Below are 26935 nucleotides of genomic sequence, written 5' to 3'. Positions count from 1 at the left end.
CATGAAATACGGTATTCTGATGTGACAAAACCTGAATCCTGGTCGTTAAAGTGTTTGTTTACACTCATATTTTAACTGTTAGGACTCAGGTTTTTTTATTTAAAGCAAACTATGGGACAGCAGTGGCCCCGGCCGCTCTTTTTTTATCTATACTGTTAAATAAAGCCATTCTTATTCACATGCTGGCCCTACAATGAATATTATTTGCATTCATGGGATGAATCAGCAACACCAGACTGCCGATTCACTGCGTCGACTGTGGTTATCAATACTGGAGCAGGGTTTAAAACGCAGCCAGCAGTCCCATTTTTTGCCGATTTAAAACAGGCCATCTGTATGCCGTTTTATGGCGATTTGCTCTCCAAACATCATCTGCAAAACACTTTAAATGCCAGCACCCTGATGCCGCAGCACTGGCCGCATTTTCCACTGCTGCATCCAGTCAAAATTCAAAAACCGACCACAGTGGTGGAAGAACATCGCCCCGGCGATTGCAATATTCCGCATCTGCAAGTCTATGATGCACTTAACTTTAACCAGAAACTGAAATGGCTTAGTGCTTTAAGCCGGGATATTGCACTGCGTGATTTTGCCCGGCTGATCAATTATTTTCCCAAACTGCATGCCAGCTTGTTGCATAAATTTCTGGTCGAAGCCTATTTATACCTGGCCGATCCGCATTTTATTCAAGAGGTACACAGCCGGATTTATGCCCAGCTCTGTCAGGATAACACCCATATTATTCTGGCGCATTCCTTAGGCACGGTAATTGCCTATAATCTGTTAATTCAGCATCCGGAACTGAATATTGCACGCTTTATTACCCTCGGTTCGCCGCTGGCCTTTCGGGTGATTCAGGAGCATTTACAACAGCCGATTCAGCGCCCCACTGCCCTGCATGGCGACTGGATTAATTTTTATTCTCCGGATGATTTTCTGACCGCCTTTCCACTGTCGGAACCACCGTTTCATTTTAAACCGGCCATTCTGAACCAGCAGGTACAAACTCCGGTAGATCGTCCTCATGAAGTCTATGGCTATTTACAGCATCCCCAAGTCTTAGAGGCCTTGGTCGAGTTACTGCCAGAAAGTGCTTAAATTGAGGGAATTTTCACCTGATTTATGCAAATTGTTCTAAATTTATTCGCTTAAAAGCCTTGCAGCCAGAAAATTGTAGAAAAGCGTTTGACACCCTCCTTTTTTCACCCTAATATACGCCCACCTCTGAAACGTCCCTATCGTCTAGAGGCCTAGGACATCGCCCTTTCACGGCGGTAACCGGGGTTCGAATCCCCGTAGGGACGCCAATTTCAGAAGTAATATTTTATTAAGTCCCTATCGTCTAGAGGCCTAGGACATCGCCCTTTCACGGCGGTAACCGGGGTTCGAATCCCCGTAGGGACGCCACTTCTTCCAATCAAAAGAAGCGGTTTAAAATATTCTTCTGCACTGTCCCTATCGTCTAGAGGCCTAGGACATCGCCCTTTCACGGCGGTAACCGGGGTTCGAATCCCCGTAGGGACGCCATATTCGGGTCACATACGTGATTCATAAAAAAGCCCAAGCATTGCGACTTGGGCTTTTTTATTGCTGCAACTTTTTATTTGTACAGAACGGGAAGTATGAAAAATACTATCACCCGTTTAAAACGGTCATCTCACCTGCGCCCAGATCATTGTTTTTGACAGCCATAACAGGCCTGCTATCATCCACGTCATACAGTCTCCTGCTGATGTGGATGGAAATGCTCAAAAAAAGTTGAATAAAGCGTAGATGGGGAATCGGGATGGATCATCCCTCCCCCATTTCTGTTTAGGCCGATTTACGCGAGTTAATCTGTCCTTTAATGACTGCAGTCAAATTGCCTTTTAAATATTTAAAAAATACTTTTAAAGGCGAGAGTTTTGGATTCGGCTGTTTGCCTTGGGCAATGTCCTTGAACTGCGCGGCATACCAGATAATTTCCATAATTGCCATTTTATCAACCAGTGGAATGCCGGTCTTAATTTTATCGACACCATAACGCACGTCTTGCCCTGCCAGCAAACGATGTGCCAGATCTGGCTCTACCGCAAATGGGCGAGCAATCCCGATAAAATCACAGGCGCCGCTGGCCAGTGCCGTATTCATGCCTTGTACGGTCCGGAAACCGCCGGTCACCATTAAATGACAACGAACTTCCTGGCGGATCCGCTCCGCAAACTCCAAGAAGTAGGCTTCACGCGCTAAAGTCGAGGCTTTGCGTTTTTCCGCTTTTACTCCGGCCATGGCCGGTGCTTCATAAGTCCCCCCTGATACCTCAATCAGGTCAATTCCGGCAGCATCAATTGCTTTAAAGACCTGAATCACATCCTCTTCACTAATGCCGCCGCGCTGAAAGTCCGCCGAGTTCAGCTTGACCGAAATAATAAAATTGTCAGAGGTCGCGGCGCGCACCGCCTGATAAATTTCCAGCAAAAAGCGCATCCGGTTATCAATCGAACCACCCCAACGATCCTGACGTCTATTGGTTAGCGGTGATAAAAACTGGCTGATTAAGTAGCCGTGTGCGCCATGCAGCTGCACCCCTTCAAAACCGGCCTGTTCGCAGATCTGCGCAGCGCGGGCAAAGCGCTGGATAATATTCAGAATCTCATCTTCACGCAGTTCGCGCGGTGTGCCAAAGGTGGTGGCCAAGGCCGGGCTAAACGGTACCGCGGAAGGCGCGACGGTTTCTTTGTTCAGGCCTTTCGGACATTGCCGCCCCGGATGCGATAACTGCACCAGTTGCACCATGCCATACTGCTTGCCAATCTGCGCCCACTGTTGCAACTTGGCCAGATCACGTTCTGATTCAATGGCCACCACGCCCGGTTCATTTTTGGCACGAATATCCACCATGACATTGCCGGTAATGGCACAGCCCAGCCCACCCTTGGCCCAGGCCTCATATAAGCCCAAATGTAACTGGTTCGGCTGACCAGCCGTATTGGCCAGCGCCTCACTCATAGCGCCTTTAATGATGCGGTTTTTAAATGTGGTCTTTCTAATTTGAAGCTGATCTGCAATCTGGCTCATCGGTCAATCCTGACATTGTGTTCTAGAGCAAATACTCCATTGAATTTCCACAATGGTCAAGCAGTTTTTGACAACTCATATTGTCAAAAATCATTACCGATTAGTATTGACTAGCCTGAATCAGCTGCCGGGTATAGTCAGTTTGTGGCTGTGCAAACAGATCTTCAGTACGCTGGAATTCCATCACCTTTGCATGTTTCAGCACCAATACCTTCTGACACAAGGCCTTGACCACCTGCAAATCATGGCTGATAAACAGATAGCTCATCTGCTCCTGCTGCTGCAAACGCCGCAACAGTTTAACGATGGCGCGTTGTGTGGTGCGGTCCAGCGCCGAGGTCGGCTCATCCAGAATCAGCAGTTTCGGTTTCAGCACCAGCGCACGTGCCAGTGCAATCCGTTGCCGCTGTCCACCGGATAGTTCATGCGGATAACGGGTTTTAAAACTGACCGGCAATTCAACTTTTTCCAGTGCCAGATCAATACGCTGCTGAATTTCGGATGCTGACAGTTTTTGTAAGGCCAACCCTTCGCCAATGGTCTGCTCGACATTTAAACGCGGATTCAGGCTGCTAAACGGGTCCTGAAATACAATCTGAAATTTACTGCGTAATGGCCGCAGCTGCTTTTCCGAAAGCTGGTTCAAATCCTGGCCCAGCAAATCAATTTTGCCCTCACTGGCAGTTAAACGCGAAATCGCCAGCGCCAGCGAGCTTTTACCGGAACCACTTTCCCCGACAATACCGATGGATTCGCCTTGGGCCAGATTTAAATCCAGCGGCTCCACCGCGACAAAATAATCTTTGACTCGATTGAGTAAACCCTGCTTGATGGGAAACTTCACACCCAGTTGTTGCAGTTGCAATAAAGGCTGAGTCGCCTCTACCTGTAAAGCCTGACCAAAATCATGATACAGCAGCTCCCGAGTATAGGCCTGCTGCGGCGCATGAAAGACCTGTTCAACCGACCCCTGCTCCTCGACTTGGCCTTTATTCATAACAATGACCTGGTCGGCATAATGCCGCACCAGATTCAAATCATGGCTGATTAAAATCATGGCCATCTGCCGGCTACGCTGTAAACTTTGCAGCAGATCCAGAATTTGTGCCTGTAAAGTTACATCCAGCGCAGTGGTTGGTTCATCGGCAATCAGAATGTCCGGATCAAGCGCCAAGGCCATGGCAATCATCACCCGCTGGCGCTGCCCGCCAGACAGTTCATGCGGATAACGCTTCAGTTTATCTTCCGGCTGGGGAATGCCAACATCTTGCAGCAATTGCAGCACACGTTGCCGGGTTTCCGCCTTGGAATAGCCTTGTAACAGCAGGCTTTCGCTAATAATTTTTTCCACCCGATGCAGCGGATTTAATGCCGTCATCGGCTCCTGAAAAATCATGGCAATGCGCTGGCCGCGAATCTGGCGTAGTTGTACCGGATTCAGCTGTAGCAGATCCTGCCCTTGAAACAGTGCCTGCCCCTGAATCTGGAGCTGACTCGGCAACAAGCCCAGCAAGGCCAGACTGCTGACCGATTTGCCCGAACCACTCTCGCCGACCAGCGCCAGCGTTTCGCCAGCATGTAATTCAAAACTTAAATTGTGCACCAATAGCTGCTGTTGATGCTGAATCTGGAGCTGCTGTACCGTCAGCACCGGCGTGCGCTTACTGGCGTCTTGGATCGAATGCATCACGGGTCGCCTCTCCAATATAAATCAGTAAAGATAAAACAATTGCCAGGGTAAAAAAGCCCGACAATGCCAGCCACGGCGCATTTAAATTATTCTTGCCCTGTAGCAGCAGTTCGCCTAAAGATGCAGCATCGGGCGGCAAACCATAACCGAGGAAATCCAGTGCAGTCAGCGCGGTAATATTCGCAGTCAGCATAAAGGGTAGTTGTGACAGACTTGAACTCATGGCATTGGGCAAGATGTGCCGGAACATGATGGTACGGTCGCTCACACCCAGGCTGCGGGCAGCACGGACATAATCAAAATTACGTGCCCTTAAAAATTCGGCCCGGACCAGTCCAACCAGGGTCGGCCAGCCAAACAGCAGCATAATCAGAAACAGCCAGTACACGCTTGGGCTAAACATACTGACCAGAATCATTACCATGAACAGCATTGGTAAACCACCCCAGACTTCCAGAATCCGCTGTCCCAGCAAATCGACCCAGCCGCCATAATAGCCCTGTATCGCCCCGACGATAATGCCAAGTGCAGCAGAGGCCAGCGTTAAGGCAAATCCGAATAGCAGTGATACCCGCAGGCCATAGAGAATCCGCGCCAGTACATCTCGGCCCTGATCATCGGTCCCGAGCCAGTTATCGCTGGTCGGTGGTGACGGCACCGGCACAGCCAGCTCTAAATTCGGCGATTGATAAGAATATTCAATCAGTGGCCAGATGGCCCAGCCCTTGTCCTGAATCAGTTGCTGCACGGCCGGGTCCTTATATTCTGCTTCGGTTTCAAAGACCCCGCCAAAAGTGGTTTCAGGATAAGCCTTGAACACCGGCATATATAAGCTGTTTTCATATTTGACCAGCAGCGGCTTGTCATTGGCGATCAGCTCGGCTGCTAAGGACAAGATAAAAATCAGGGCAAAGGCGATAAAACAGCCAAATCCCAACCGGTTCTGTTTAAAACGCTGGAGCCGCGCCTGCATTAAGGGAGACATTATTTGGCCCCCCGTGATTCAAAATTAATCCGTGGATCAATGACCTGATACAGCACATCGCTGATCAGTCTGAGGACTAATCCTAACAAGGTAAAAATAAACAGGGTGCCAAAAATTACTGGATAATCACGTTGTACAATCGCTTCAAAGCCCAGCAATCCCAGACCATCGAGGTTAAAAATAATTTCAATAAACAGGTTACCGACAAAGAAAATCCCAATTAATGCTTCCGGCAGGCCAGCAATCACAATTAGCATGGCGTTACGAAAAACATGGCCATACAGCACCCGCGATTCGGTCAGGCCTTTGGAGCGTGCCGCCAGCACATACTGTTTATTCAGTTCTTCCATAAACGAGTATTTGGTTAAGTAGGTCAACCCGGCAAATCCACCAATCACCATCGCCAGCAGCGGCAAGGTCATATGCCAGAAATAGTCTTTGATTTTACCCAGCAGACTCAGCTGATCGAAGTTTTCCGAGACCAATCCCTGTAGCGGGAACCACTGAAAATAGGAACCACCGGCAAAAAATACAATCAATAAAATCGCAAAAGCAAAGGCCGGAATGGCATAGCCAATGGCCAGCAAAATAGACGTGGCTTTATCAAAGATCAGACCATGCTGACGGGCTTTTTTTATCCCGAGTGGAATAGACACCAGATAAATCAGCAAGGTGCTCCACAATCCTAAAGACAGCGATACCGGCAGTTTTTCCCACAGCAGCTGGGTCACCGGCTTGTCTTTAAAAAAGCTGGTGCCAAAATCAAATTGCAGATAGCTGCTCAGCATTAGCCAGAAACGCTCATGAATTGGTTTATCAAACCCATATTGCGCTTCAATTTTAGCCACCATTTCATCACTTAGACCTTTGGCGCCCTGATAGGGCGTTGAACCGGCCGCAGCAGTTTCGGCACTGCCACTCCCGCCCATGCCCTGAAAGGCTTCTGCCTGCTGAATTGCCTGCTCGACCGGACCGCCCGGGGCAATCTGGATCACAATAAAGTTAATCAGCAAAATCAGAAACAGTGTGGGAATAATCAGCAACACACGTTTCAGGATATAGGTTCCCATGCGCTCAGCATCCTTGTGGCAAAGCCAGCTTATTGTTTACGCAGATACTGGGCTACTTTTTGCGCCCCGGCTGCATCACTCCACCAGTAATCAAGTCCAATGGAAAGTTTTGGTTTTATTTTCGGTTGTTGGTACATATTCCAGTAGGCCAGCCAGTGCTCGCCTTTGCCATAGGTCGGAATCTGGTAATAACCAGCGCGTAATAAGCGGTCCAGCACTTTGGTCCGGACAATCAGCTGCTGGCGGTCAGGCGCGTAAATAATTTTCTGAATGATGTCATCAATGACCGGATTCTTGATGCCGGCATAATTATAATTGCCCGGCTGATCTGCCGCGGCACTGCTCCAGAATTGCGCCTGTTCATTGCCCGGACTTAAGGACTGTGGCAAGACCATGGTGCTTAAGTCAAATTCTGCCCGGCGCATCCGTTCAATATATTGCGGCACATCGACCTGGCGGATATTCACCACAATCCCCAGACGTTTTAAATTGCGCACAAAAGGCATTAAAGTACGCTGCAAGCCATCCTGATGAATTAAAAATTCCAGCTGGATGGTGTTGCCTTTCGGATCAAGCAAACGGCCATCCTTGAAGCGATAGCCGGCATTCAGCAGGATCTGCCGGGCTTTGAGCAGACCGCTGCGGTTAAAACCGCTGGCATCACTGACCGGGAATTTCCAGTTGGCCAGCACCCCCTGACGCTGCACCGGATGCAACTGTTTTAAATACGGCTTTAACAGTGCCAGCTCCGCCGCGCTTGGACGACCTTTGGCTTCCAGTTCGCTATTGCTAAAATAACTTTGCAAACGCTGATACTGTCCGTAAAACAGGGCTTTATTCTGCCATTCAAAATCATAGGCATGGCTGAGCGCCTGACGGAAATGAATATCCTGCATCGGTGCACGCCGGGTATTAAACACAAAACTTTGTGTTGGCACCGGGTTTTCATGCCGGAACTTATATTTCACCACCATCCCCGCTTTCACTGCCGGGAACTGATATTCCGTCACCCATTTGCGCGCGGTATATTCTTCATGCAGCGTGTATTGGCCCGACTTAAAGCCTTCAAAGGCCACATCCATATTGCGGTAATAGACAAATTTAAGCCGGTCAAAGTTATAACGGCCCTTATTTACCGGCAGATCTTTGCCCCAATAGTTCGGATTGCGCTTATAAGTAATACTGCGTCCGGCATCAATCCGTTCAATCAGATACGGGCCTGACCCCAGCATCGGCTGCAAGGTAATCCGGCTAAAGTCCTTGCCCTGCCAGTCTTTCTGGGAATAAATCGGTAAGGCCGATAAAATCAGCGGCATTTCACTGTTGTTATCGGATTTAAAGGTCATTTTGACCTGATGTCTGGACAAGACCTCGGTTTTATCCAAATCGGCAATATACATCTGCAAACCCGGATTAGATTTGCTCTGGAAGGTATCAAAACTGAATTTGACATCAGCCGCGGTGACCGGTGTGCCATCACTAAAACGTGCTTTTGGATTCAGATGAAAAATGACAAACTTGGTCTGCTTCGGATCATAAGTCACTTTTTCTGCCAGCAGTGGGTACATCACCCCCGGCTCATCTAGCGAGCTGGTCATGAGCGAATCAAACAGATAATTCACCCCATCGGTCGCACTGCCCTTACCGTTCATGCTGTTCAGGTTGTCAAAAGTGCCATTGCTGGACTGACTCAGCATGCCGCCTTTGGGCGCTTGCGGATTGGCATAGGGCATGGCCGCAAGCTGGCTGTATTTCGGACTGCTGTGCAGCGCGATATACGGCGTGGTCTGCAGCGCAGCCCAGCTCCAGCTTGAGGTCAAAGCCAGTGCTATTGCCACAGCACTCAAGCGATATAAAGATCTGTTCATGCGGTCACGACTCCTTGTGCCCGGCAATTACAGGTTCGGAACCTTGATGATCTCTCCAATACGCAGCTGCGTATTCGGTTTAATCTCGTTCATATCGGCCAGTTCACTGGTTTCCAGACCATAACGGCTGGCCAACCCAATCAGGGTATCACCACGTTTAACCTTATATTCCATAATGGTTTTCGGCAGTTGCAGGGTTTGGCCAACTCTTAAACCGGCACGCGGACTCAGGCCATTCAAGGCTGCCAGTTCAGCGACCGAAATACCGGTACGGCTGGCAATGGCATTTAAGGACTCACCGGCTTTAACGGTATAGGTTTCGGTTGCTTTACCCGTGCTGGCGCTGCTCACCGCTGCACTTTCCGCGGCACGGTTGCTACTGCTGTCCAGATCACCTTCAATTTTTAAACGCTGGCCAATTCGTAGTGCAGCAGTACGTGGCAGGTCATTCAGTGCAGCCAGATAATTCAGCTGCAAATGATATTTACGCGCAATACTGTTTAGGGTTTCACCCGATTTTACGATATGAATGTCTGAGGCTGCAGCAGTTGTGCTGACCTTACTTTCTTCCACTAGCGCTGGCTCACCGCTGAGTTTCAGGCGCTGGCCGGTACGTAAACCGGCAGTCCGGCTGATGCCATTTAAACTGGCAATCTGCTCCAGACTCAGGTTATAGCGGTTGGCAATGGCAGTTAAGGTATCGCCCGACTGTACTGTATAACTATCCGGGATGGTCGAACCGGCTGGAATTTTTAAAGTTTGTCCAATTCGCAGGCCGGTATTGGTCGAAATCTGGTTTAAGGTGGCCAGATCAGCCAGACTCATTTTGCTTTGTGCGGCCACACTCGATAAGGTGTCGCCGCGCTGGACAGTATAGTTTTCCGTTTTAATCTCAGCTGTTGATGTACTTGGCGCTGCACGACGATTCTCTGTGGCCGTTTCAGTTTTTGCTTCGGCTTTCGAATCACCCACAGGCACATTAATCCGCTGTCCAACCAGCAAACTGCTGCCAGCAGTCAGACCCGGAGTTAAGGCTGCCAGTTCTGCATTGGACAAGCCATGACGGTCTGCAATCAGTTTCAGATATTCACCGCGCTTCACCGTATAGCTTTGCGTGGCTACTTTGGTTTCAGCCGCTTTCTGCTCTGCTGCCTTGGCACGCATCTCTGCTGTTTCTTTCAGATTCAGTTTCTGACCGACAAACAGGCCACTGCTTGTGTTCAGATTATTATAATCCGCCAATTGCTTGACCGATAAACCAAACTGATTGGCCACGCCGGTTAAGGTATCGTTGGCTTTAACCACATAGGATTCCGGCTGCTCTTTGGCTTTGGCTGGCGCAGCTGCTTGTAGTTTGGCATTATATAAATAGATGGTGGTACCGGCATATAAAGTCGAGTTTGGATCAATCTGGTTCCATTTCGCCACATCACGCCAGTTCACCCCATTTTTCATGGCAATCAGCACCAGGGTATCGCCGGCCTGTACCGTATAGGTACTGCGTTTGCCTTTTGGCGGTACCACCACCACTTCGGTGTCGGTCTTGATCACGTTCTTGCCCTGATTCCGTTGGGCTTCATCTGAATCTGGACGGGTGCTATCCGCAACACTTTTCGGGTAAGCAAAACCTTTGGTCAGCTCTTTGCCTTGCTGCTCGGCCACCGACAGACTGGTCTGAATCGCGGTCAGCTTAATTTTGCCATCATAAGGATCGACAATTTCAGTACCTTGTGGTGCAATTTCTTTTAACTCGGCCACCACCTGCGCCTGTTCAGCCTGAGAGGCCACCGGCTGCAACACCTCTTCTACCGTTTTGTTCTGGTCTTCAGTTTTCACTGCCGCCAGAATCTGTTCACGTTCTGCTGCTGAAATTGGCGGTTCGACCTTCACCGGCTGAATATTCTGTGCCGGGGTAATGGCCACCGGAATACGTGGAGCACTTGGAATATCTGAATTGGCCGCAAAAGAGGCCAAAGCCGATGAACCGCGTGGCGTACTGATCCGCTTGGTGCTGGTTGTGGTCGTGCTGCTAGCGGTTTTGGCTGTGCTCGCTGGCGTAGTCGTAGCAGTACGCTGAGTCACGCTGGCCGTCAGGGCCGGTGTGGTGGTTTTTGCAGCTGGGGCACTGGTCGTGGTCTGCGTCGTCACGGCTGGACGTGTGTTGCTGGCCAGCAATCCACCACCCTGCAGGTTTTTCAGACGTTCATCGACTGTTGGGCTTAAATCGGCTGGAATCAGAATCCGCATCGGGCTGGCACTGTCAATTCGGTCAGTACGATGGCCTGGGTTCAGCGCATATAACTCGGCACGGCTAAGACCAGTAATATTGGCCACATCATTTAAATTCACCGCACCGACCGTCACTTCACGGAAATGGGGACGGTTGGCAATTGGCGGCAAACGCACCCCGTAGGCACCTGGGTTTTTAATAATTTGCGCCACTGCCAGGAAACGCGGCACATAGTTCATGGTTTCCTGTGGCAATTTCAGTGACCAGTAATCGGTCGGTAAACCGGCAGCCTTGTTGCGGTTAATCGCCTGCTGAATACGGCCCGGTCCGGCATTATAAGCGGCCAGAGCCAGCTCCCAGGAACCAAACTGGTTATACAGGCTACCGAGGAATTCATAGGCAGCACGGGTCGATTCGACCACATCACGGCGGCCATCATACAGCGGGGTCTGTTTCAGACCATAAATACGTCCGGTACTTGGAATAAACTGCCATAAACCGGCCGCAGCAGCACTACTGGTCGCTGCCGGGTCGTACGAACTTTCAATGACTGGTAATAACGCCAGTTCGGTTGGCATGCCACGGCGCTCGGCTTCTTTGACCGTGTGATACAAATAACGTGAAGCACGCGCACTTAAACGGTCAATATACGGCTGACGTGAAATAAACCAGCCGCGCTGCGCTTCAATACGCGGATTCCAGTGTTCCAGATCCATTTTGAAACCTACGGTCATGCGCTTCCAGACATCACCGTGTTTTAAAATCAGTAAACGGTCACCTTCTACCGCGCGCATGTCGGTGGCCGACAATAAATCTTCCAGTGAATCTAAACTGCTGGCGTCCAGATAACCTGAACCAACCTGACTCGACGTTGACGCTTTGCTGGCACTTTGTGTAGAGGTACAGCCGGTGCTGATGCCGAGCGCGGCCAGCGCTGAACCCAAAACTGTAATTTTAAATAGTGCCGGGACCATAGGCTGCCACATGCGTGTGGTTGGTTTATACATAGGAAATCCAAACAACTCGTCTATAAATTATTTTTTAGATTTGACATTGTAGTGAAGCATCACTACGACACAAGGTTTTACTCTAGCGCGATTCTAATATAAATGTTACAAGAAATTAAAAAATTGACGTCTTCGGCGTTTCTGATCTGCAATTGCGTTATACAATAGCGGCTCGGTTTTTATTTGGCTCTTTTTGGATCTGGCTTATGTCTCAAACAATCACACTATATGTGGATGGTGCTTGTCGTGGAAACCCTGGCTTGGGCGGTTGGGGTGCATATGTCATTACAGAAACCCAGCAGCACAAACTCTATGGCGGGGAACTGGAAACCACCAACAACCGTATGGAGCTGACGGCAGCCATTGAAGGCATTCAGTTCTGCCCGGCAGAGGCCAAACTGATTCTCTGGACCGATTCCAACTATGTCAAACGCGGCATGACCGAATGGATTGCCGGCTGGAAAAAGAAAAACTGGAAAGATGTGAAAAATCCGGACCTATGGCAAAAACTGGATGCCATCTGTCAGGGTCGTGAAATTGAATGGCACTGGATTAAAGGTCACGCTGGCCATGCTGGCAATGAAATGGCCGATCAGCTGGCCAACAAAGGGGCCGATCTGGTATTTGCACAGCAGGTCAAAGTGACGCCGGTACAAATCATTACTGAAGATAAAAGCGCTGAGTCTGAAGTCATCCCGCCGGGCACGGCTAAAAAAAAAGCAGAATCTGACTGGTTGCTCGACGACCCTTTTGGCTTCGATCTAGACGACAGCCAACTAGACGTTGAAGTCGAAGAAGAACTGCTAATGGTGCAGGAGGATCATCTCAGTCTGACCCAGCACAGCATTACCGTGACGCAAACCCTCAGTCAAAATGACAGCCCGAATCAGAACGAAGTCCTGATCCAAGATGAAACCCAGAACCAGAGTGCAACAGCGCCAGCAAACACGTCATCGCATCCCCATATTGTGATTACCCCGGCCACGGTTCAGGCTTATGGTCCACGCCAGCTGATTCTGGATACGGAAACCACCGGTTTTTATTATCAGGATGGTGACCGGATTATTGAAGTCGGCGCGATTGAAATGGTCAACCGCAAACTGACCGGCAGCTCGATTCATATTTATATCAACCCGGAAAAACCGGTCGGTGAATCGGAAGTGGTGCACGGTATTTCGGATGAGTTTTTAAAAGACAAGCCGAAGTATGCCGAAATTGCTGCAGTGCTGTATGACTATTTAAAAGGCGCGGAAATTATTGCGCATAACGCCACCTTCGATATGAACTTCCTGGATATGGAGTTTAACCGCTGTGGTCTAGGCGATTTATCGGCGGTGTGTGAAGTCACCGATACCCTGGTAATGGCCAAAAACAAGCATCCGGGACAAAAGAACTCGCTCGATGCCTTAGTGAAGCGTTATGAAATTCCGGCGCGTGACCGTACCTTCCACGGCGCCTTGCTCGATGCTGAAATTTTGGCCGATGTCTATCTGGCCATGACCGGTGGCCAGGTATCCTTTGATATGGATGCCCTGTCAGCTCATCATGAAGAACAAAGCGGTGAATCGGGTCGTCGCAGCATTGAAGTGGAATTGCCGGTGATTCTGCCTTCCGCCGCAGAGCTGGAAGCACATGAGAATTGGGTCAAACAATTTGAAGAAAAGCATGGACAGCCCTGCTTTTTTGCCAAATAAAAAACCGACGATTGTAATTTTTTGTATTTAATCTGTTCCTAGTTCAGTTATAGTTAAGATAAACAGGTCTGCTGTTTTTGCAGCAGGCCCATAAACAGATAAAACACTAGGAAAGGTGCAGATACATGTCTTACCAAACCTCTATTCATTTTGATCCGACTGCGTTACTGATAATAAAAAATGAGGTTGATAATTCAATCAAATTGGTGGAATCCGCAGTCAGCACCTTGGCAGAAGATCAGACTTTACCTTTCGGGATTGATGATGCCCTTAACCAGTTTGAGCAATGTGCCCAGGTACTGGCCCTGATTGATATGTCGAGCCTGGCAAAAATTGCCCAATATTCAGCAGAATTAATGCGCAAGATTATGGGGAATCCGGCGCAAATTAAAACTGAAGACGTGATTGCCTTAAGTGAAGGCACCACCATGCTCAAGCGCTACATCGAATTTATTTGTCTGCGCGAAGTTAAAATTCCACAGTTCCTGCTCGATACCTTAAACCGTCTGGAACGTGCCTTGGGTAAACCACTCACCCAGGAAGGCCAGCATATTGAATCTCTGCTGGACTGTATTCACCCGGAATTCAAATTGCCACAAGCACCCGGTCTGGAAAAATCAGGCTATGTGCATCAGCTGTATAAACTGTCACTGTACAAACTGCTGAAGCAGGAAGAATCCGAGCTGGATCTGCAAGCCATGAAACTGGTCGGCACCTATTTAGCCGGTCTATCCGCCCAGCATCCAAGCCAACAATACTGGAATCTGGTCTATGTGGCGTTAAACCAGATTGATAACCTGCTGCTGAATGAACCACGTTTACGCACCTTAATCAGTATTGAACTGAATATGCGTCAATACTTTGCCGCACCAGACAGCTTCCAGGCCCAGTTAAGTGATCTGGCCAACATCCTGAGCCTGTGCATTAGCCAGGAAGATCAGGTGGCCCAGCACATCCGCGAACAGCTGAATATTGGTGAAGACCTGCTGACTGACACCCAGTTACAGGTCTTCAGCCGTCATCTGTATGGTCCGGATTTTGAAACCATGCAGACCATCAGTGCTCTGGCGACCAGCGAAATGGCGCAGATTCGCAATGACATCGAATACAACTACCAGAACATGACCCCTGAAAAAACCCAGGAGTTGCAAGCCAAGCTCAAAGATCTGGCCAATATCTTTAAAGTGCTGAACCTGAATGAAGCCCACCGTGATCTGCTGGTTCAGGCCGACGCCTTGAGTCAGGCCGAAGTGCTCAAAGAAGAAAGCTTTGCCCAGCAGCTGATGAACACCATTTTATCAGCGATGAACTCGATTGGGGTGCTGGAGCGTCATCATACCTCTAGCCGTTTACAGCTGCGCGTTAACAACATGCACATTTCGCTGGACCGTTTAGATGAAGCGCATGAAGTATTGCTGAGCGAAACCAAAACCTTAATTGATCTGGCTCAGCAGATTCTGGTGCAGCACGTTCAGGATCAGGATGTGCGTTTATTGGAAAACACCTGTACCCAGCTGCGTGAAGTGGCCGGTGCCCTGCTGTTCCTGAATGAAGAAAAAGGCCAGCAGGCGCTGCTGACTGCCGCTGACTTTATCTATCGTAAATGCGAAGCCGGTGAAACGCTCAGTAGTGACGAGCTGAATGCCGTGTTAGACACCTTGGCCGGTGCCGACATGCTGATTGACAATTTAAAAAACAAACAGCCTGTTTTACAGTCGATGTTTGATGTAGCATTGGCAAGTAGCGAAAAACTGAAAGCTGTAGCCTAATGTCTGAACTCTCACTTGCCTATATTTTTCACCAACAGCAACTGCTGGTCGATGAACAGTTTCAACTGCCCCGAGTTGAAAAATTAGCAAGTGACCTGTCTACGGGCAATCAGGTGATTGCCCGCGACTTACTCCCCGATGAGCCCATTCCTGAAGGCTATCAATTATTGCCAATTCGCCAGCTGTTACAGTTCTGGAACAGTGCCGAATTTGAACAGGCCAGCCGTGCAATCCAGTTGCTAGAATGGCGTCGTAATCACCGTTTTTGCAGCCACTGCGGCCATCCAACCGAAGCGCATGCCACCGAATATGCCATGGTTTGCCCGGTCTGCCAGTATCGCCAATATCCACGTGTACAACCCTGTGTCATTACCGTCATTACCCGCGGTGAAGATGAAATTCTGCTGGCCAAAAATGCGCGAAACACCACCAATATGTATGGCCTGATTGCCGGTTTTGTTGAGGTGGGAGAAACCTTGGAAGAAGCGGTACGCCGTGAAACCGCGGAAGAAGTCGGTATCCAGCTAAAGAATATTCAGTATCTGGCCAGTCAGCCCTGGCCTTTTCCAAGCAACCTGATGATTGCCTTTAAAGCCGAATATGCCGGTGGTGAACTGCAGTTACAGGAAGAAGAAATCAGCGATGCGCAATTCTTTAAATTTGATCAACTGCCGAATATTCCGTTCAAAGGCAGTATTGCCCATGCCATGATCAAACACGTGACCGAAGGCTCTGCCGTCGCAGACGACAGCAAAGCCTGGCTCTAAAGAGACGCTACTCAGGAACTTAGTGTTTCTTCCAGCGCCTGCATAATCGTGTGCTTGGTCTTAAAATAACGGCTAAACAGACTCGATACCGAGCCCATAATACTGACATGCCCGGTGCGTGGAATGGTGATCAGCTGACTATGATTGCCATGCTTGTTTAGCACATGATCAAAATCAACCGCATTACTCAAATGCACAATCTGGTCATTCTCAGCCACCAGCAAATAGTGACGAATGTGATTACTTTCCACAAAGTAATACGGCATCACATCATGATAAGGAATGGTCTGATCAAATGCATCGGCACAAAGCGGATCATCTTTATAGTCAAAATGATAGGGACCAGCCAAGCCAATCGCAGCCCGAATATTGTCTCGGCAGTTCAGCGCATAAGGCTGCGGATGATACAGCACCGACATGATATTAAACGCACCGGCCGAGTGCCCCATTAGGATAATCTGATCAGTGTTAATCCTTAACTCTGCCTGCTGATCATGCAGATAGTTCAGTGCCAAAGTCAGGTCATCAATATAGACCGGAAAAATATTCTGCGGCGCCAGTTGATAATTAATGACGGCAACATCAAAACCTTGTTGGGCAAAAGCTTCGCCAACAAAGCGATAATCTTTTTTATCACCCCGTGACCAGGCACCACCATGGACAAAAACAATTAACGGCTGCTGGGGACGTGGCTGGGCAGTCCGGTACAAATCCAGCTGATGGCGTTCATTCGCTCCATAAGCCAGATCGTTCTCTACCGTATAGCCCTGTCGTGGAGTCAAACGGTTCAGGGCATAACTGCCAAAATCATACAGGCGGAATTCCTGATATACACTTTTGGCCTGAACCAGACGATATTGCAGCTGCGTTTTAAACTGGAACAACTTAGAGCGCATTCGTTGGCTCGATCTGGTCCGGATCAATGGCGACCGGGGTTTGTACATCCGGCTGTACATTCATCATCGGGCTGGCAAAACCAGAAGATGTGGCCTGTGAGGCTTCAATATTGTCAATTAAGGTCACAATTTTGGTGACATTACCGACCTGCTGTAACACCTGATTTAAATCGGCGATTTCCGCATTATTCAAACGGCCCATCACATACAGCACGCCATCTTCGGTGTGAATTCGCACTTTACTGTCGGAAACCACCGGCGCTTTCATAATCAGGCCACGGGTATTGGCGGTCACGGTGGTGTCCTGCATGATGGTGCTATAACCAATCTGGTTGCCCACGGCAATATAGTTGTGTACGGTTTTAACATCGCTCATGGCGCGGACATTGTCTTCCGCCAACTGCTTCAAATGTGCATCTGGCACCTGACCGGTCAGTAATACATTGCCGTGGAAACTTTCAATATTAACGCGTGACTGTTTAAAACGGGCATCCAGCTTATATAAATTAATTTTTGCTGTACGTTCAATGGAGTTATCAATAAAGACCTGGCCAAGTGAGCGTGCGCCACTTTCCGTTCCTACAGGTGCAGAACCCGTACCACTGGAAATAAAACTTGCACAGCCGGATAAACTTGCCACACACAGCACTGTGATTGCGATACGATTTAACACTCAGCAAGACTCCTCATTACTTATTCATTTCTGTTTTCAAGCATCTTTGCTTCAATTCTCTTCAAAGATTAATGAACTCTGAATCAAAAGTAAAAGCATTTTCAATCCATTGCAGATCATACGTGAAATTGGAAAAATCTTGCTGTACTGTTTTTGCAATTTGTTCAGTAAAATCAAAACAAATCACATCAAATCGACAATAAAAATCCTGTAATTGTGCAGAATTGCTCAAATAGGTCAGCGCAGTTTTAATCAGCTTTTGCTGCTTGGAGATGGAAACCACCTCCACCGCCCGGCCATAATCGCTAAAAGATCGCGCCTTTACCTCCACAAACACCAGCTGCTGATCCTGCCGGGCAATCAGGTCGATTTCACCATAACGGCAATGGTAATTGGCCGCCAGAATCTGATAACCCTGCTGCTCTAATAACATTGCAGCCTGCTGTTCGGCCCACTGGCCTAGACGCGCGCGCTGACTGGCCATTTACAGGATCTGCACCAGCTGTTTCTGCTGCACATAACATTTCGGAATACGCTGAATCTGGTTGTCCTGAATCCGGATTAAACCGGTTCGCCCTTCAAACTCGATGCGGTTTAATTGTGGCTGTTTCAGATAATAATTGGCGATCTGCCAGGCATCTCCACCAAAGGCCACCAGCCGCTGAAAAGAAAAGTGTTCCGCCTTGGCCGCCTGAATCCCGGCCTGTACATCTGCCCATTGGGACTGATATAAAGCCGGCGCATCACAAAACTGCAGGCCTTGCGGTAACTGCTGCTGTGACTCGACGGCATTGGCCAGACTGTATAAGCGCTTTTTGGGCAACCTGTTCTGGCGATTGATCCAGCCATTCGAACCCAGCAATAACACCCCCTGCTGACGTTTCAGCCATCTCGGCGGGCTGTCCACCACCTCCACCGGATAATCCAGCTGCGACACCAGAGACATCAATAACAGCTCATGTTCAGCTTCGGTGCCGGGTTCACGCAGAATATACAGATGATTAATCTGATCTTTCTGGAACAGCTGTTTTAAGGTCTGTGCATCATCTTTTTTTGACAGGCTAAACTGTAGCACCCGTGGATGCTGCTGGATCACCTCGTTTAAGGCCAGTGTACGCACTTTGGGCCGCAGCGCAATTAACTGCTCAACATCGGCACGTGCCAAAGGTCCAATCACCACCCGGGTCTTGGCATTGACATGCTGACGCAGCAAGGGACCAATTTTGCGCTGCTCGGAATTAATCAATTTAACCGGCATCTTCTCACCCGATGCATGATAAGCGTGCATAAAACCCTGCTGAATACTGAAACCGGCTCGCGCCATAGGACCCGATTCAGGTAGAATGACCAGAATCTCGGCCTGGGCGACTGAAAGTCCTGCGCCCAACAGCGCCGTGGTAATGATTGCTTTTTGAAGCTGTCTTTTATTGTTATTAATAATTTGCCTAAACATGGAGAAACCTTATGAGTGCTCAGTTATTTGTTGTAGCCACCCCAATTGGGCACTTAGACGACATGACCTACCGGGCGATTGATGTTCTAAAGTCTGTAAATATTATTGCGGCAGAGGATACTCGGACCTCCGCTCAATTATTAAAGCACTATAATATATCAACTCCGTTAACGGCGTGCCATGAACATAATGAAAGTAACAAAATTGATATATTGGTTCAGCGCCTGCTGAACGGCGAAAATATGGCCCTGATTAGTGATGCCGGTACTCCGCTAATTAGCGACCCCGGTTTTAAACTGGTCCGCGCCGCACAAGAACACAATATCCGGGTGATTCCGGTTCCGGGAGCCTGTGCCGCAATTGCAGCGCTGAGTGCGGTTGGTTTACCGAGTGACCGCTTTAGCTTTGAAGGCTTTTTACCGTCAAAACAGTCACAGCGTATCTTGAGTCTGGAAAAACTTAAAGACCAGACTGCGACCCTGATTTTTTATGAAGCGCCACACCGGATTCTGGACAGCGTTAAAGATATGGCCAATATTTTCGGGGCCGAGCGCCCGGTCGGTTTTGCCCGTGAAATTACCAAAACCTTTGAAACCATCAAGAAGATGACGCTGGGTGAGCTGGTCAGTTTTATTGAAGCCGATCATCATCAGCAAAAAGGTGAAATTGTACTGGTGGTGGGTGGTGCAACCGCGGAAAAAGATCTGGAGCAGGAAAAGCTGGATCAGCTGCTCACCCGACTGCTACAGGATTTATCGGTGAAAGCAGCGTCACAGCTGGCCGCCGATTTAACCGGGATCAAGAAAAAAGTGGCTTATCAGCGTGCGCTGGAACTGAGCCAAAACCGCGATGACTGATTCTGGCTGTTGATTCGCAATAAAAAAGCATCACTCCGGTGATGCTTTTTTCTTATTCGCGTGCAGCCTCATCTGGTGGGACTTCAGTAATTTTTCCCCCACGTGCCAAGAAGGCCGCAATTTCATCTTCTAACGCTTGGCGTTGCTTCTGTTTAGCGGTTACGGTTAAGGTTTCTGCTTCCGCCACATCACCATCGTTTACGGCATCTTCGCTGTCCAGTGCACCTTTTTCAGCCGCTTTTGCCTCATCGTCATCGACGGTGGTATCTTCTACATCATCATAATCGTTCATATCCGTCATTTTAATCTCCCCGCAAATGACCTCAATTGAGTCCTGGTGAACGTTGTCATGCAATTAGGAAGAAATTTATCAATCTCTGCGCCTTTCGCCTAGAGGTAAAGACGAAAAAATCGTGTCTTTTTTAACCAAATTCGTAATCATGTATTAATGAATGTTTAAAAAATAACTATTTCTAGCTAGACCGCATACCGCGTGTCTTTCAGCAGATGCAAACCATTGGCCTGCGCCATAAAAGCATCTTTTAACACCGGCAGCTGTTCAACCTGCTTCAAGCCAAAATTACGTCCCCAGACCAGCGGGAATAACTGGGTGGTTTCCAGCCAGCCTATTGCAGACATGCTGTGCATCATTGCATCATTTTGACCTTTACGACGATGCTCATAACGCTTCAAGGTCTGCTCATGCGCCCAGACCCCACGTGCCCGGTCATGCAGCAGAACATCACACAAGACTGCGGCATCCAGACAGCCAATATTGACGCCCTGCCCGGCCAGTGGATGAATCACATGCGCCGCATCGCCAATCAGTGCCAGTCCCGGCTCAACATAGTGCTGCGCAGCACGGGCTTTTAAAGGGAAACGGGCACGTGGTGTAGCTTCCAGTACTTCACCCAACATATGATGGCTTTCACGGGTCAACAGCTGGGTAAATTCCTGATCGGATAACGCGGCATATTCTTCTGCATAATCCTCTGGTAGCGTCCAGACAATAGATTGCCAATGGCCATCCTGTTCAGGCTTGAGGCTGCTCATTGGCAGGTATGCCAGTGGACCGGTTTCCAGAAAAATCTGACGCGCCACATGCTGATGCGGCTGGACAGTTCGAATAGCACAACTGATGCCTGCCTGCTGATAATCCAGCACATCCAGATCAATAAAGGCCTGTTCGCGGACAAAGGAATTGGCCCCATCTGCGCCAATTAACAGTTTGGTGCTGAGCTTCGTACCATCGGCCAAGAAAATATGCCAGACGCCAATGCCCTGCTCAATCCGGGTGACTTTGACCTGGGTACGATAATCCTGAATCTGCGTCAGCATGGTTTGCTGAATGGCCAGATTTAAAATACTCGGCTCCACCATTGAACCTAGCACCTGATCCACTCCGGGTGTTTTTTCTGCCGGCTGACCAAAATTGATTTCGCCATAGCCATTTTTATTCCAGACCTGCATGCCGGTATAAGGCTGCTGACGCGCCAGTTTATCCCAAACACCCACATTTTTTAGCAAGTGGATAGTGGCCTGACTTAAAGCCAGTACGCGCGGATTGGCCACGCTTAAGGTTTTTTCTGTATCCAGAATTGGCGCGGCATCCAACACTGTGGCCTGTACCCCACCTTGGGCCAGTAATAATGCAGTTAAGCCACCGACCAAACCACCACCCACAATAACGGCATCTAATACGTGTGCTGTCTGGTTCATGCTTTTAGTCCCATGGCATAGTTGGCAACAAGTGGTTTAATTCCCGGAATGGTATCAAAGGCAATCAGACCGGTATTTCTGAGTAGTTTCAGCACCGGATTCTGGTTACTAAAGCCACGCACCACGCTGTCACAGAATTTGATCACGCGCTGCTGATCGGTCAGACGGGATTTTTCATAATCTTGCAGCATGGCGGCATCGCCCAAATCGGCCTGTTGAGCCAGCTGTTCTTTTAAATAACGCACCAACACATAAGCATCGCGCATACACAGGTTAAAGCCCTGTCCGGCCACCGGGTGAATGGTATGTGCCGCATTACCCATCAGTACTACTCGGCCCACTGCCTGTTTTTCTGCCAGCACCTGCGAAAGCGGGAAGCTAAAACGGCGTCCGGTTTTCTGGAATTTTCCAGCCCGATCGCCATAAGTCTGCTGCAAGGCATTAAGGAAATGCTGGTCATTGTCTTCCCCCACCCATTCATGTTCCGTGCCTTTTTTCACCGGCCAGACCACCGAACGACGATATTCACCCGGCAAAGGCAATAACGCCAGCGGACCTAAAGGACTGAAACGCTCAAAACCGACATGATTGTGTGGTTTAGAGGTTTGTACGGTGGTTACAATGGCGACCTGATCATAATCATGTTCATCCACCCCAATGCCTAGGGCTTTACGGCAGAATGAATCGCGGCCATCGGCAGCAATCACCAGTTTGGATTGCAGTTTTAAGACTTCACTTCCACGCTGCGCTTCCAGATAAGCCAGATCTGCATCTTGGTTCAGCGAGGTGACTTTTACCCCATCAATCAGTTCAATTAAAGGCTCTGCGCGCACCTGAGTCAATAACACCCGGCCTAACCAGGCATTTTCAATCACCTGTCCAAAACTTTCGACTTTTTCCTGTTCAGCTTGCAGACGCGCCTTCCCAAAACTGCCCTGCTCGGTAATGTGCACTTCCAGAATCGGGACAGCATGTTCCTGTAAGGCTTCCCATAGGCCCAGTTCCTGATAAATCTGTACGCTACGACGCGACAGCGCACTGTTTCGTGCATCAAAACTGGAGTGATGCGGGGCAAGATTGGCATCATCATAATTCGGGTATTGAATTGCTTCGAGCAGTTTGACCGCAATATTGGATTTGGCCAACATGAGCGCCAAACTCAGCCCCACCATACCGCCGCCCACGATGATGACTTCTTGTTGCATGCTTGAATCCTTATTTGTGGTATCTCAAAAGTTTAGATACATCTTAATCATGATTGATTTTATATTACATCAAGGGATTGGATTTTTATAATGATTCGTGTGGATGGCTGGAATTTCTGAGCTTCAGCGCTTGCGTGTTCTGACCATAAATCCCGTTTAAAAGATGTTATTCCATAAGATGACACTGGAATGGTATGCAATATAACATCTATACAAAGCCCGGAGCGCCAGACTTAAGCTGAGCAAGCGACAGCCCTAACGTAGATAAAATAAATTAAAGAATTCGTATCAGCTGTATGCTATTCATTGTAGAAAATTTAAAACATGAAGAAATTAGAACTTATCTTTTTAGTCGTTTTAATCTTGGTTCTGTTGTGGGGCATACAATGGATGTTTCATGGCTTTCCGGCCGCAAGTTAAGTCTTCTATTATTCAATCTAAAAGCCATACTATAATTTCTTAAAATAATTAGAATGTTAGGATAATAAATGGATCATACTGAACGTTTTATTACAGCATTTTACTACGCTGTCGCCGGGATTTTTTTGGGGCTAGGGTTAGCAATTTTTTCATCCCTCTATCTCAGCCTTACAATAAGCTCAGTTAAAATTGTAATTTTTACAGTCATTTGCTGTTTTGTTTTAGGCTATGTATTTCCTCATAGCGTTGGCAATATTTTTAAATGGGTTTGGCATATTTTCGTGAATTAGTCTGGATGTCTATCTCTATTTAATCCATTAACGCTAATTCAAAATCAAAAAAGCCGATCTTCTGACCGGCTTTTGAGCTGTACGGCTTTTATTTGGTCGCAGCCATCAACGCTTCAATCTCGTCTACAGTTTTCACTACTTTCGCAGTTAAGTTCAGTGGTCCATTTTTGGTCGCGACAATATCATCTTCAATCCTGATGCCAATGCCACGCCATTTTGGATCTACCGTTTCATCATCCGGGGCAATGTATAGACCCGGCTCAACCGTAACCACCATACCGGCTTCATAAGCACGCCATTCGCCATCAACCTTATAAGTTCCGACATCATGCACATCCATGCCCAGCCAGTGGCCTGTACCATGCATATAGAACTGACGATAGCTTTCTGACGCAATAATCTCGTCCAGATCACCCTGCATAATGCCTAAATCAAGCAGGCCCTGCACCAGAATACGTACCGCAACATAATGCGGTTCTTTATAGGAGTTGCCAATCTGTACGGCATTAATTGCTGCAAGCTGAGCATCTAGTACAAGGTTATACAGCGCTTTTTGCTCGGGGCTGAATTTGCCATTCACCGGAAAGGTCCGGGTAATATCTGAAGCATAGAACTGATATTCACAGGCGGCATCAATTAACACCAAATCGCCATCTTTCAGTTCTTTGTCGTTCTCTACATAGTGCAGAATGCAGGCATTTTCACCACCACCGACAATACTGTTATAGGATGGAACACAGCCATTTCGGCCAAATACATAGTTCAGTTCGGCTTCCAGCGCATATTCCATCATACCTGGCTTAACCGTTTGCATGGCCCGGGTATGCGCTTCGGCAGAAATATCTGCCGCAATTTGCATCAGTTCCAGCTCTTTGGTGTCTTTGTGCAAACGCATTTCATCGACCAGACGGTCGAGCTGCACCACCTGCGCTGGTGCCGAGGTACCACGGCGGCTTTCGCCATTGGCAGCTGCAATCCATTTGGCCACCCGCGCATCAAATTCGGCATTCTGTCCAATACGGTAAAAGAGCTGGTCTTTATCCAGCAGTTTTTCCAGAATTTCTTCATCGAGCAGGTCAATGGCATAGGCTTCATCGGCCTCATACTGTTCAATGGCGCCATCAATACCGGCGCGATAGCCATTCCAGATTTCCATCTCCCTGTTACGTTCGCGGCAAAACAGGCTATAGGTATAGCCTTCATCTATAGATTCATAGGTTTCAATGACCGCGACCGCTTCAGGTTCTGCAAAGCCGGTCAAGTAGAAGAAACTGCTGTCCGTTCGATATTTATAGTCAGCATCCCGGTTACGCATGGCCACCGGACTGGTGGCAATAATGGCAATACTGTGTGGGCCCATCAGTTCAGCCAGACGGTCACGACGTTCTTTAAATTCTACCTGGGTCAGTTTCTTCATTAATTTTTCTTCGCAGCCTAAATAAAGGGAGGATGGTATCGCCCGAATCAGCTCGGACGATGTGGGGTAAACATTTCTACAATACTGCCACTTTCTGGCGCAGCCACCTGACGTGACTTGGCATGTACGTTTTGTAACAAAGAACTTTCATCAACCGCTATTTTCTTGCGGCCAACCGACAGGCTCACCGGAATCAGGCGGACAAATTCATATAATTCCTGATAGCTTTCTTCGCCTTCTTCATCATTGTCCGAGTCTTCAAACTCGACTGCTGCCACATCTTGCAGATGTTCAATCAGCTCCAGCTCATCGCTGCGGATATGTCCGGACGCCAGGCCAAAGCCCAGAACTACGCCGGCACACCAGTCGGCCAGCGCCTGTACCCGCTCCTGTAATACGTGTTCGTCATCCGGTAACAGGGGCAGATAATCCAGTTCATCTTCAGATAAAGCATGCGCTACATCTTCCGCTTCGCCGGTTAAAATATCCAGCGCTTCCGGACTAAGTTCGGGCACATTCAGGGTTGCCAGAATCTGTTGCCACTCGGTTTCAGTTGGTGCATTTGTCACACAAACTATACCGGTCAGTAAACCATGTAACTCACTTGGACTTGAAATTTCTTCAATCGTGGAAAAATTGCGGTACCATTCGGACCAACCTGAAATATCGTCTTGCATTCGCTTATCCAATCTCTATACTTCGTATATATTACCTTTGTTTGCAAGACTGTGCGACCACGATATGTTAGAAGAATTACAGCGTCTACAGGCGCATATTGGTGTTTTAAAAACACGACTTGCGCATTATGAGAGTGAAACTCAATCTTTAGCTGAAGCCAAGCAACAGGCTGAAGAGCAGCATCATGCACAAATTGTGCAAAGAAATGGGGTGATTACCCAAAAACAAGAAGAAATTGAGTCTTTAAGTGAACAGCTCAGCACCAGTCAGGCCCAATTTCAGCAGTTGAATCAGGATGCGACCGCATTGGCGGACCGTTATAGCCGTCTGGAAAAAAGCTGCACCGATCTCAAAAACCGCTTTCAGGAATTGCTGGCCGAACGTAACGAGCTACGCGTCATTAAAGAAAAGTTGCAGAATGAACAGCGTCAGACTTTGCAGAATGTGCAATCTTTGCAGCAAGAACGTGAGCGTTTATTGCAGAAGAATGAGCATGCCAAAGCCAAAGTCGAGGCAATTATTCAGCGTCTGGCCATTTTAGGAACTGCACAAGACCAGAATGCCCAGGAAATTCAGCAATTGGCCCATCCAACTGATGTCAGCGAGGAAGCTTAAGCATGAGTGAACAAATTCCTGTAGATTTACGTGTTTTAGGACACAGTTTCAAGCTGGCCACGACTCTTGAAAAACGGGCGGATCTGGAACGTGCAGCAGAATTACTGAATGAAAAATATGATGAATTTCGTCGTAAAGCACCACGTATGGAACCAAGCAAGCTGATTATTATGGTGGCCTTAGAGCTGATGCAGGAAGTGCTGTCGATGAACAAATCCCTGCAGGAATATGCCCATTGTGAACGCTTGCTGGCCACAATTCTGGAAGAAGTCGAAACACTGACCGAATAAGGCTTTGACTTGCATAAAGCCTGTGCAAATGACACTTAAATTTACAGTTCTGTAGGCCGATAGGTTTGCGTCTAAAGCTGAATCCTTTATACTGAGTCTAACTCTGAGGTGTTCGCCAGCAGGTCTATTCCCCTGCCGATACTTAAACTTATGGATTGCGTTCTGTATATTTAGAGTGCATGCCCACCCTGAGTGGGAAGCCCAGCAAGTATACGTCGCGTCCACCTTGAACTCATCGGGTTCAGGGTAACGACACATGCAGCGGCACCGTCGGAGGGTTTAGCT

21 protein-coding genes, 3 tRNA genes, 1 other RNA gene and 1 pseudogene are annotated in these 26935 nt (G+C 48.4%); 11 read left to right on the top strand and 15 right to left on the bottom strand.

All coding sequences use genetic code 11. The annotated features are described in order from the left end of the window. Positions 1 to 193 precede the first annotated feature (193 nt). From FTU50_RS07935 to FTU50_RS07920, 4 genes and pseudogenes are all read left to right on the top strand, one after another. Positions 194 to 1098, top strand: a pseudogene (locus tag FTU50_RS07935) (alpha/beta hydrolase). 133 nt (positions 1099 to 1231) lie between these two features. Beyond that, positions 1232 to 1307 (top strand) — tRNA-Glu (locus FTU50_RS07930). 24 nt (positions 1308 to 1331) lie between these two features. Continuing rightward, a tRNA-Glu gene (locus tag FTU50_RS07925) sits at positions 1332 to 1407 on the top strand. Between the two features lie 44 nt (positions 1408 to 1451). Further along, positions 1452 to 1527: transfer RNA gene (locus tag FTU50_RS07920), tRNA-Glu, on the top strand. Positions 1528 to 1812: 285 nt separating this feature from the next. Here FTU50_RS07920 and FTU50_RS07915 read toward each other — a convergent pair. The 6 genes from FTU50_RS07915 to FTU50_RS07890 all read right to left on the bottom strand — a co-directional run bounded on the left by FTU50_RS07915 (position 1813) and on the right by FTU50_RS07890 (position 11907). After that, positions 1813 to 3057, bottom strand: coding sequence for an NADH:flavin oxidoreductase/NADH oxidase family protein (locus FTU50_RS07915; RefSeq protein ID WP_180046512.1), 1245 nt, complete (start codon positions 3055 to 3057; stop codon positions 1813 to 1815). A 100-nt stretch (positions 3058 to 3157) separates the two neighbouring features. Continuing rightward, a complete protein-coding gene (locus FTU50_RS07910) occupies positions 3158 to 4744 on the bottom strand; it encodes an ABC transporter ATP-binding protein (RefSeq protein ID WP_180046544.1) in 1587 nt (528 codons plus the stop codon). Beyond that, positions 4719 to 5732 (bottom strand): ABC transporter permease, encoded by a 1014-nt coding sequence (locus FTU50_RS07905; protein WP_104489770.1) that lies wholly within the window; start codon positions 5730 to 5732, stop codon positions 4719 to 4721. Before FTU50_RS07905 ends, FTU50_RS07910 begins: the two co-directional genes overlap by 26 nt. Beyond that, positions 5732 to 6802, bottom strand: coding sequence for a microcin C ABC transporter permease YejB (locus FTU50_RS07900; RefSeq protein WP_005179212.1), 1071 nt, complete (start codon positions 6800 to 6802; stop codon positions 5732 to 5734). Before FTU50_RS07900 ends, FTU50_RS07905 begins: the two co-directional genes overlap by 1 nt. Positions 6803 to 6831: 29 nt before the next feature. Then, entirely contained in the window at positions 6832 to 8670 is a 1839-nt protein-coding gene (locus tag FTU50_RS07895) for an extracellular solute-binding protein (protein WP_168398256.1), read from the bottom strand. 27 nt (positions 8671 to 8697) lie between these two features. Continuing rightward, a complete protein-coding gene (locus FTU50_RS07890; RefSeq protein WP_180046514.1) occupies positions 8698 to 11907 on the bottom strand; it encodes a LysM peptidoglycan-binding domain-containing protein in 3210 nt (1069 codons plus the stop codon). Between the two features lie 206 nt (positions 11908 to 12113). Between FTU50_RS07890 and dnaQ the strand changes: the two genes are divergently transcribed. From dnaQ to nudC, 3 genes are all read left to right on the top strand, one after another. Further along, complete coding sequence (dnaQ, locus tag FTU50_RS07885; RefSeq protein ID WP_005179215.1) at positions 12114 to 13601, top strand: DNA polymerase III subunit epsilon; 1488 nt, start codon at positions 12114 to 12116, stop codon at positions 13599 to 13601. A 125-nt stretch (positions 13602 to 13726) separates the two neighbouring features. Further along, a complete protein-coding gene (locus FTU50_RS07880; protein ID WP_005179216.1) occupies positions 13727 to 15370 on the top strand; it encodes a hypothetical protein in 1644 nt (547 codons plus the stop codon). Next, on the top strand, positions 15370 to 16137 hold the full coding sequence (nudC, locus tag FTU50_RS07875; protein WP_075167710.1) for an NAD(+) diphosphatase: 768 nt from the start codon (positions 15370 to 15372) through the stop codon (positions 16135 to 16137). The genes FTU50_RS07880 and nudC overlap by 1 nt, the downstream gene beginning before the upstream one ends. Positions 16138 to 16148: 11 nt before the next feature. Here the strand turns inward: nudC and FTU50_RS07870 are convergent, their stop codons facing one another. The 4 genes from FTU50_RS07870 to FTU50_RS07855 form a co-directional block, all read right to left on the bottom strand. Further along, positions 16149 to 17033, bottom strand: coding sequence for an alpha/beta hydrolase (locus FTU50_RS07870; RefSeq protein ID WP_180046516.1), 885 nt, complete (start codon positions 17031 to 17033; stop codon positions 16149 to 16151). Further along, on the bottom strand, positions 17023 to 17706 hold the full coding sequence (locus FTU50_RS07865) for a BON domain-containing protein (protein ID WP_163141546.1): 684 nt from the start codon (positions 17704 to 17706) through the stop codon (positions 17023 to 17025). The genes FTU50_RS07870 and FTU50_RS07865 overlap by 11 nt, the downstream gene beginning before the upstream one ends. 61 nt (positions 17707 to 17767) lie before the next feature. Continuing rightward, positions 17768 to 18190, bottom strand: a complete 423-nt coding sequence (locus FTU50_RS07860) for a YraN family protein (RefSeq protein WP_075167708.1) — start codon at positions 18188 to 18190, stop codon at positions 17768 to 17770. Next, on the bottom strand, positions 18191 to 19159 hold the full coding sequence (locus FTU50_RS07855; RefSeq protein WP_180046517.1) for a penicillin-binding protein activator: 969 nt from the start codon (positions 19157 to 19159) through the stop codon (positions 18191 to 18193). Positions 19160 to 19170: 11 nt separating this feature from the next. Between FTU50_RS07855 and rsmI the strand changes: the two genes are divergently transcribed. Then, complete coding sequence (gene rsmI / locus FTU50_RS07850; RefSeq protein WP_168384607.1) at positions 19171 to 20016, top strand: 16S rRNA (cytidine(1402)-2'-O)-methyltransferase; 846 nt, start codon at positions 19171 to 19173, stop codon at positions 20014 to 20016. Between the two features lie 52 nt (positions 20017 to 20068). On the opposite strand, the gene FTU50_RS07845 is transcribed toward rsmI, so the two are convergent. The 5 genes from FTU50_RS07845 to FTU50_RS07825 form a co-directional block, all read right to left on the bottom strand. Continuing rightward, the gene (locus FTU50_RS07845; RefSeq protein WP_016659239.1) at positions 20069 to 20317 is read right to left on the bottom strand and encodes a hypothetical protein; all 249 of its coding nucleotides are present in this window, start codon (positions 20315 to 20317) and stop codon (positions 20069 to 20071) included. Positions 20318 to 20493: 176 nt separating this feature from the next. After that, entirely contained in the window at positions 20494 to 21735 is a 1242-nt protein-coding gene (locus tag FTU50_RS07840; protein ID WP_180046519.1) for an FAD-dependent monooxygenase, read from the bottom strand. Next, positions 21732 to 22940: a 2-octaprenyl-6-methoxyphenyl hydroxylase gene (gene ubiH, locus FTU50_RS07835; protein WP_180046521.1), complete on the bottom strand. Its 1209-nt coding sequence runs from the start codon at positions 22938 to 22940 to the stop codon at positions 21732 to 21734. Before ubiH ends, FTU50_RS07840 begins: the two co-directional genes overlap by 4 nt. A 798-nt stretch (positions 22941 to 23738) precedes the next feature. Beyond that, positions 23739 to 25067: a Xaa-Pro aminopeptidase gene (gene pepP, locus FTU50_RS07830; RefSeq protein ID WP_177155879.1), complete on the bottom strand. Its 1329-nt coding sequence runs from the start codon at positions 25065 to 25067 to the stop codon at positions 23739 to 23741. A 47-nt stretch (positions 25068 to 25114) separates the two neighbouring features. Then, positions 25115 to 25744, bottom strand: coding sequence for a UPF0149 family protein (locus FTU50_RS07825; protein WP_168390703.1), 630 nt, complete (start codon positions 25742 to 25744; stop codon positions 25115 to 25117). A gap of 64 nt (positions 25745 to 25808) precedes the next feature. Here FTU50_RS07825 and FTU50_RS07820 point away from each other — a divergent pair, with 64 nt between their 5' ends. The 3 genes from FTU50_RS07820 (at position 25809) to ssrS (ending at position 26931) form a co-directional block, all read left to right on the top strand. Further along, on the top strand, positions 25809 to 26360 hold the full coding sequence (locus FTU50_RS07820) for a hypothetical protein (protein ID WP_005179239.1): 552 nt from the start codon (positions 25809 to 25811) through the stop codon (positions 26358 to 26360). Positions 26361 to 26362: 2 nt separating this feature from the next. Next, positions 26363 to 26650 carry a cell division protein ZapA gene (locus FTU50_RS07815; RefSeq protein ID WP_005179243.1) on the top strand — a complete coding sequence of 96 codons (288 nt, stop codon included), beginning with the start codon at positions 26363 to 26365 and terminating at the stop codon, positions 26648 to 26650. A gap of 97 nt (positions 26651 to 26747) precedes the next feature. Beyond that, positions 26748 to 26931, top strand: a non-coding RNA gene (gene ssrS / locus FTU50_RS07810) — 6S RNA. Positions 26932 to 26935 lie beyond the last annotated feature (4 nt).

Source organism: Acinetobacter sp. YH12112, assembly GCF_013418945.1.
In the GTDB taxonomy this organism is placed as follows: Bacteria; Pseudomonadota; Gammaproteobacteria; order Pseudomonadales; family Moraxellaceae; genus Acinetobacter; species Acinetobacter indicus.
This window is presented reverse-complemented; position numbering and strand designations above follow the sequence as displayed.

What these genes read in the sequence shown, in the direction of transcription:
- FTU50_RS07905 (WP_104489770.1), bottom strand. Translation starts at nt 5,732, where the DNA reads ATGTCTCCCTTAATGCAGGCGCGGCTCCAGCGTTTTAAACAGAACCGG.
- FTU50_RS07820 (WP_005179239.1), top strand. Translation starts at nt 25,809, where the DNA reads ATGTTAGAAGAATTACAGCGTCTACAGGCGCATATTGGTGTTTTAAAA.
- FTU50_RS07815 (WP_005179243.1), top strand. Translation starts at nt 26,363, where the DNA reads ATGAGTGAACAAATTCCTGTAGATTTACGTGTTTTAGGACACAGTTTC.
- FTU50_RS07845 (WP_016659239.1), bottom strand. Translation starts at nt 20,317, where the DNA reads ATGACGGATATGAACGATTATGATGATGTAGAAGATACCACCGTCGAT.
- nudC (WP_075167710.1), top strand. Translation starts at nt 15,370, where the DNA reads ATGTCTGAACTCTCACTTGCCTATATTTTTCACCAACAGCAACTGCTG.
- ubiH (WP_180046521.1), bottom strand. Translation starts at nt 22,940, where the DNA reads ATGCAACAAGAAGTCATCATCGTGGGCGGCGGTATGGTGGGGCTGAGT.
- FTU50_RS07860 (WP_075167708.1), bottom strand. Translation starts at nt 18,190, where the DNA reads ATGGCCAGTCAGCGCGCGCGTCTAGGCCAGTGGGCCGAACAGCAGGCT.
- FTU50_RS07900 (WP_005179212.1), bottom strand. Translation starts at nt 6,802, where the DNA reads ATGGGAACCTATATCCTGAAACGTGTGTTGCTGATTATTCCCACACTG.
- FTU50_RS07895 (WP_168398256.1), bottom strand. Translation starts at nt 8,670, where the DNA reads ATGAACAGATCTTTATATCGCTTGAGTGCTGTGGCAATAGCACTGGCT.
- FTU50_RS07880 (WP_005179216.1), top strand. Translation starts at nt 13,727, where the DNA reads ATGTCTTACCAAACCTCTATTCATTTTGATCCGACTGCGTTACTGATA.
- FTU50_RS07915 (WP_180046512.1), bottom strand. Translation starts at nt 3,057, where the DNA reads ATGAGCCAGATTGCAGATCAGCTTCAAATTAGAAAGACCACATTTAAA.
- rsmI (WP_168384607.1), top strand. Translation starts at nt 19,171, where the DNA reads ATGAGTGCTCAGTTATTTGTTGTAGCCACCCCAATTGGGCACTTAGAC.
- FTU50_RS07825 (WP_168390703.1), bottom strand. Translation starts at nt 25,744, where the DNA reads ATGCAAGACGATATTTCAGGTTGGTCCGAATGGTACCGCAATTTTTCC.
- FTU50_RS07870 (WP_180046516.1), bottom strand. Translation starts at nt 17,033, where the DNA reads ATGCGCTCTAAGTTGTTCCAGTTTAAAACGCAGCTGCAATATCGTCTG.
- FTU50_RS07840 (WP_180046519.1), bottom strand. Translation starts at nt 21,735, where the DNA reads ATGAACCAGACAGCACACGTATTAGATGCCGTTATTGTGGGTGGTGGT.
- pepP (WP_177155879.1), bottom strand. Translation starts at nt 25,067, where the DNA reads ATGAAGAAACTGACCCAGGTAGAATTTAAAGAACGTCGTGACCGTCTG.
- FTU50_RS07890 (WP_180046514.1), bottom strand. Translation starts at nt 11,907, where the DNA reads ATGTATAAACCAACCACACGCATGTGGCAGCCTATGGTCCCGGCACTA.
- dnaQ (WP_005179215.1), top strand. Translation starts at nt 12,114, where the DNA reads ATGTCTCAAACAATCACACTATATGTGGATGGTGCTTGTCGTGGAAAC.
- FTU50_RS07855 (WP_180046517.1), bottom strand. Translation starts at nt 19,159, where the DNA reads ATGTTTAGGCAAATTATTAATAACAATAAAAGACAGCTTCAAAAAGCA.
- FTU50_RS07910 (WP_180046544.1), bottom strand. Translation starts at nt 4,744, where the DNA reads ATGCATTCGATCCAAGACGCCAGTAAGCGCACGCCGGTGCTGACGGTA.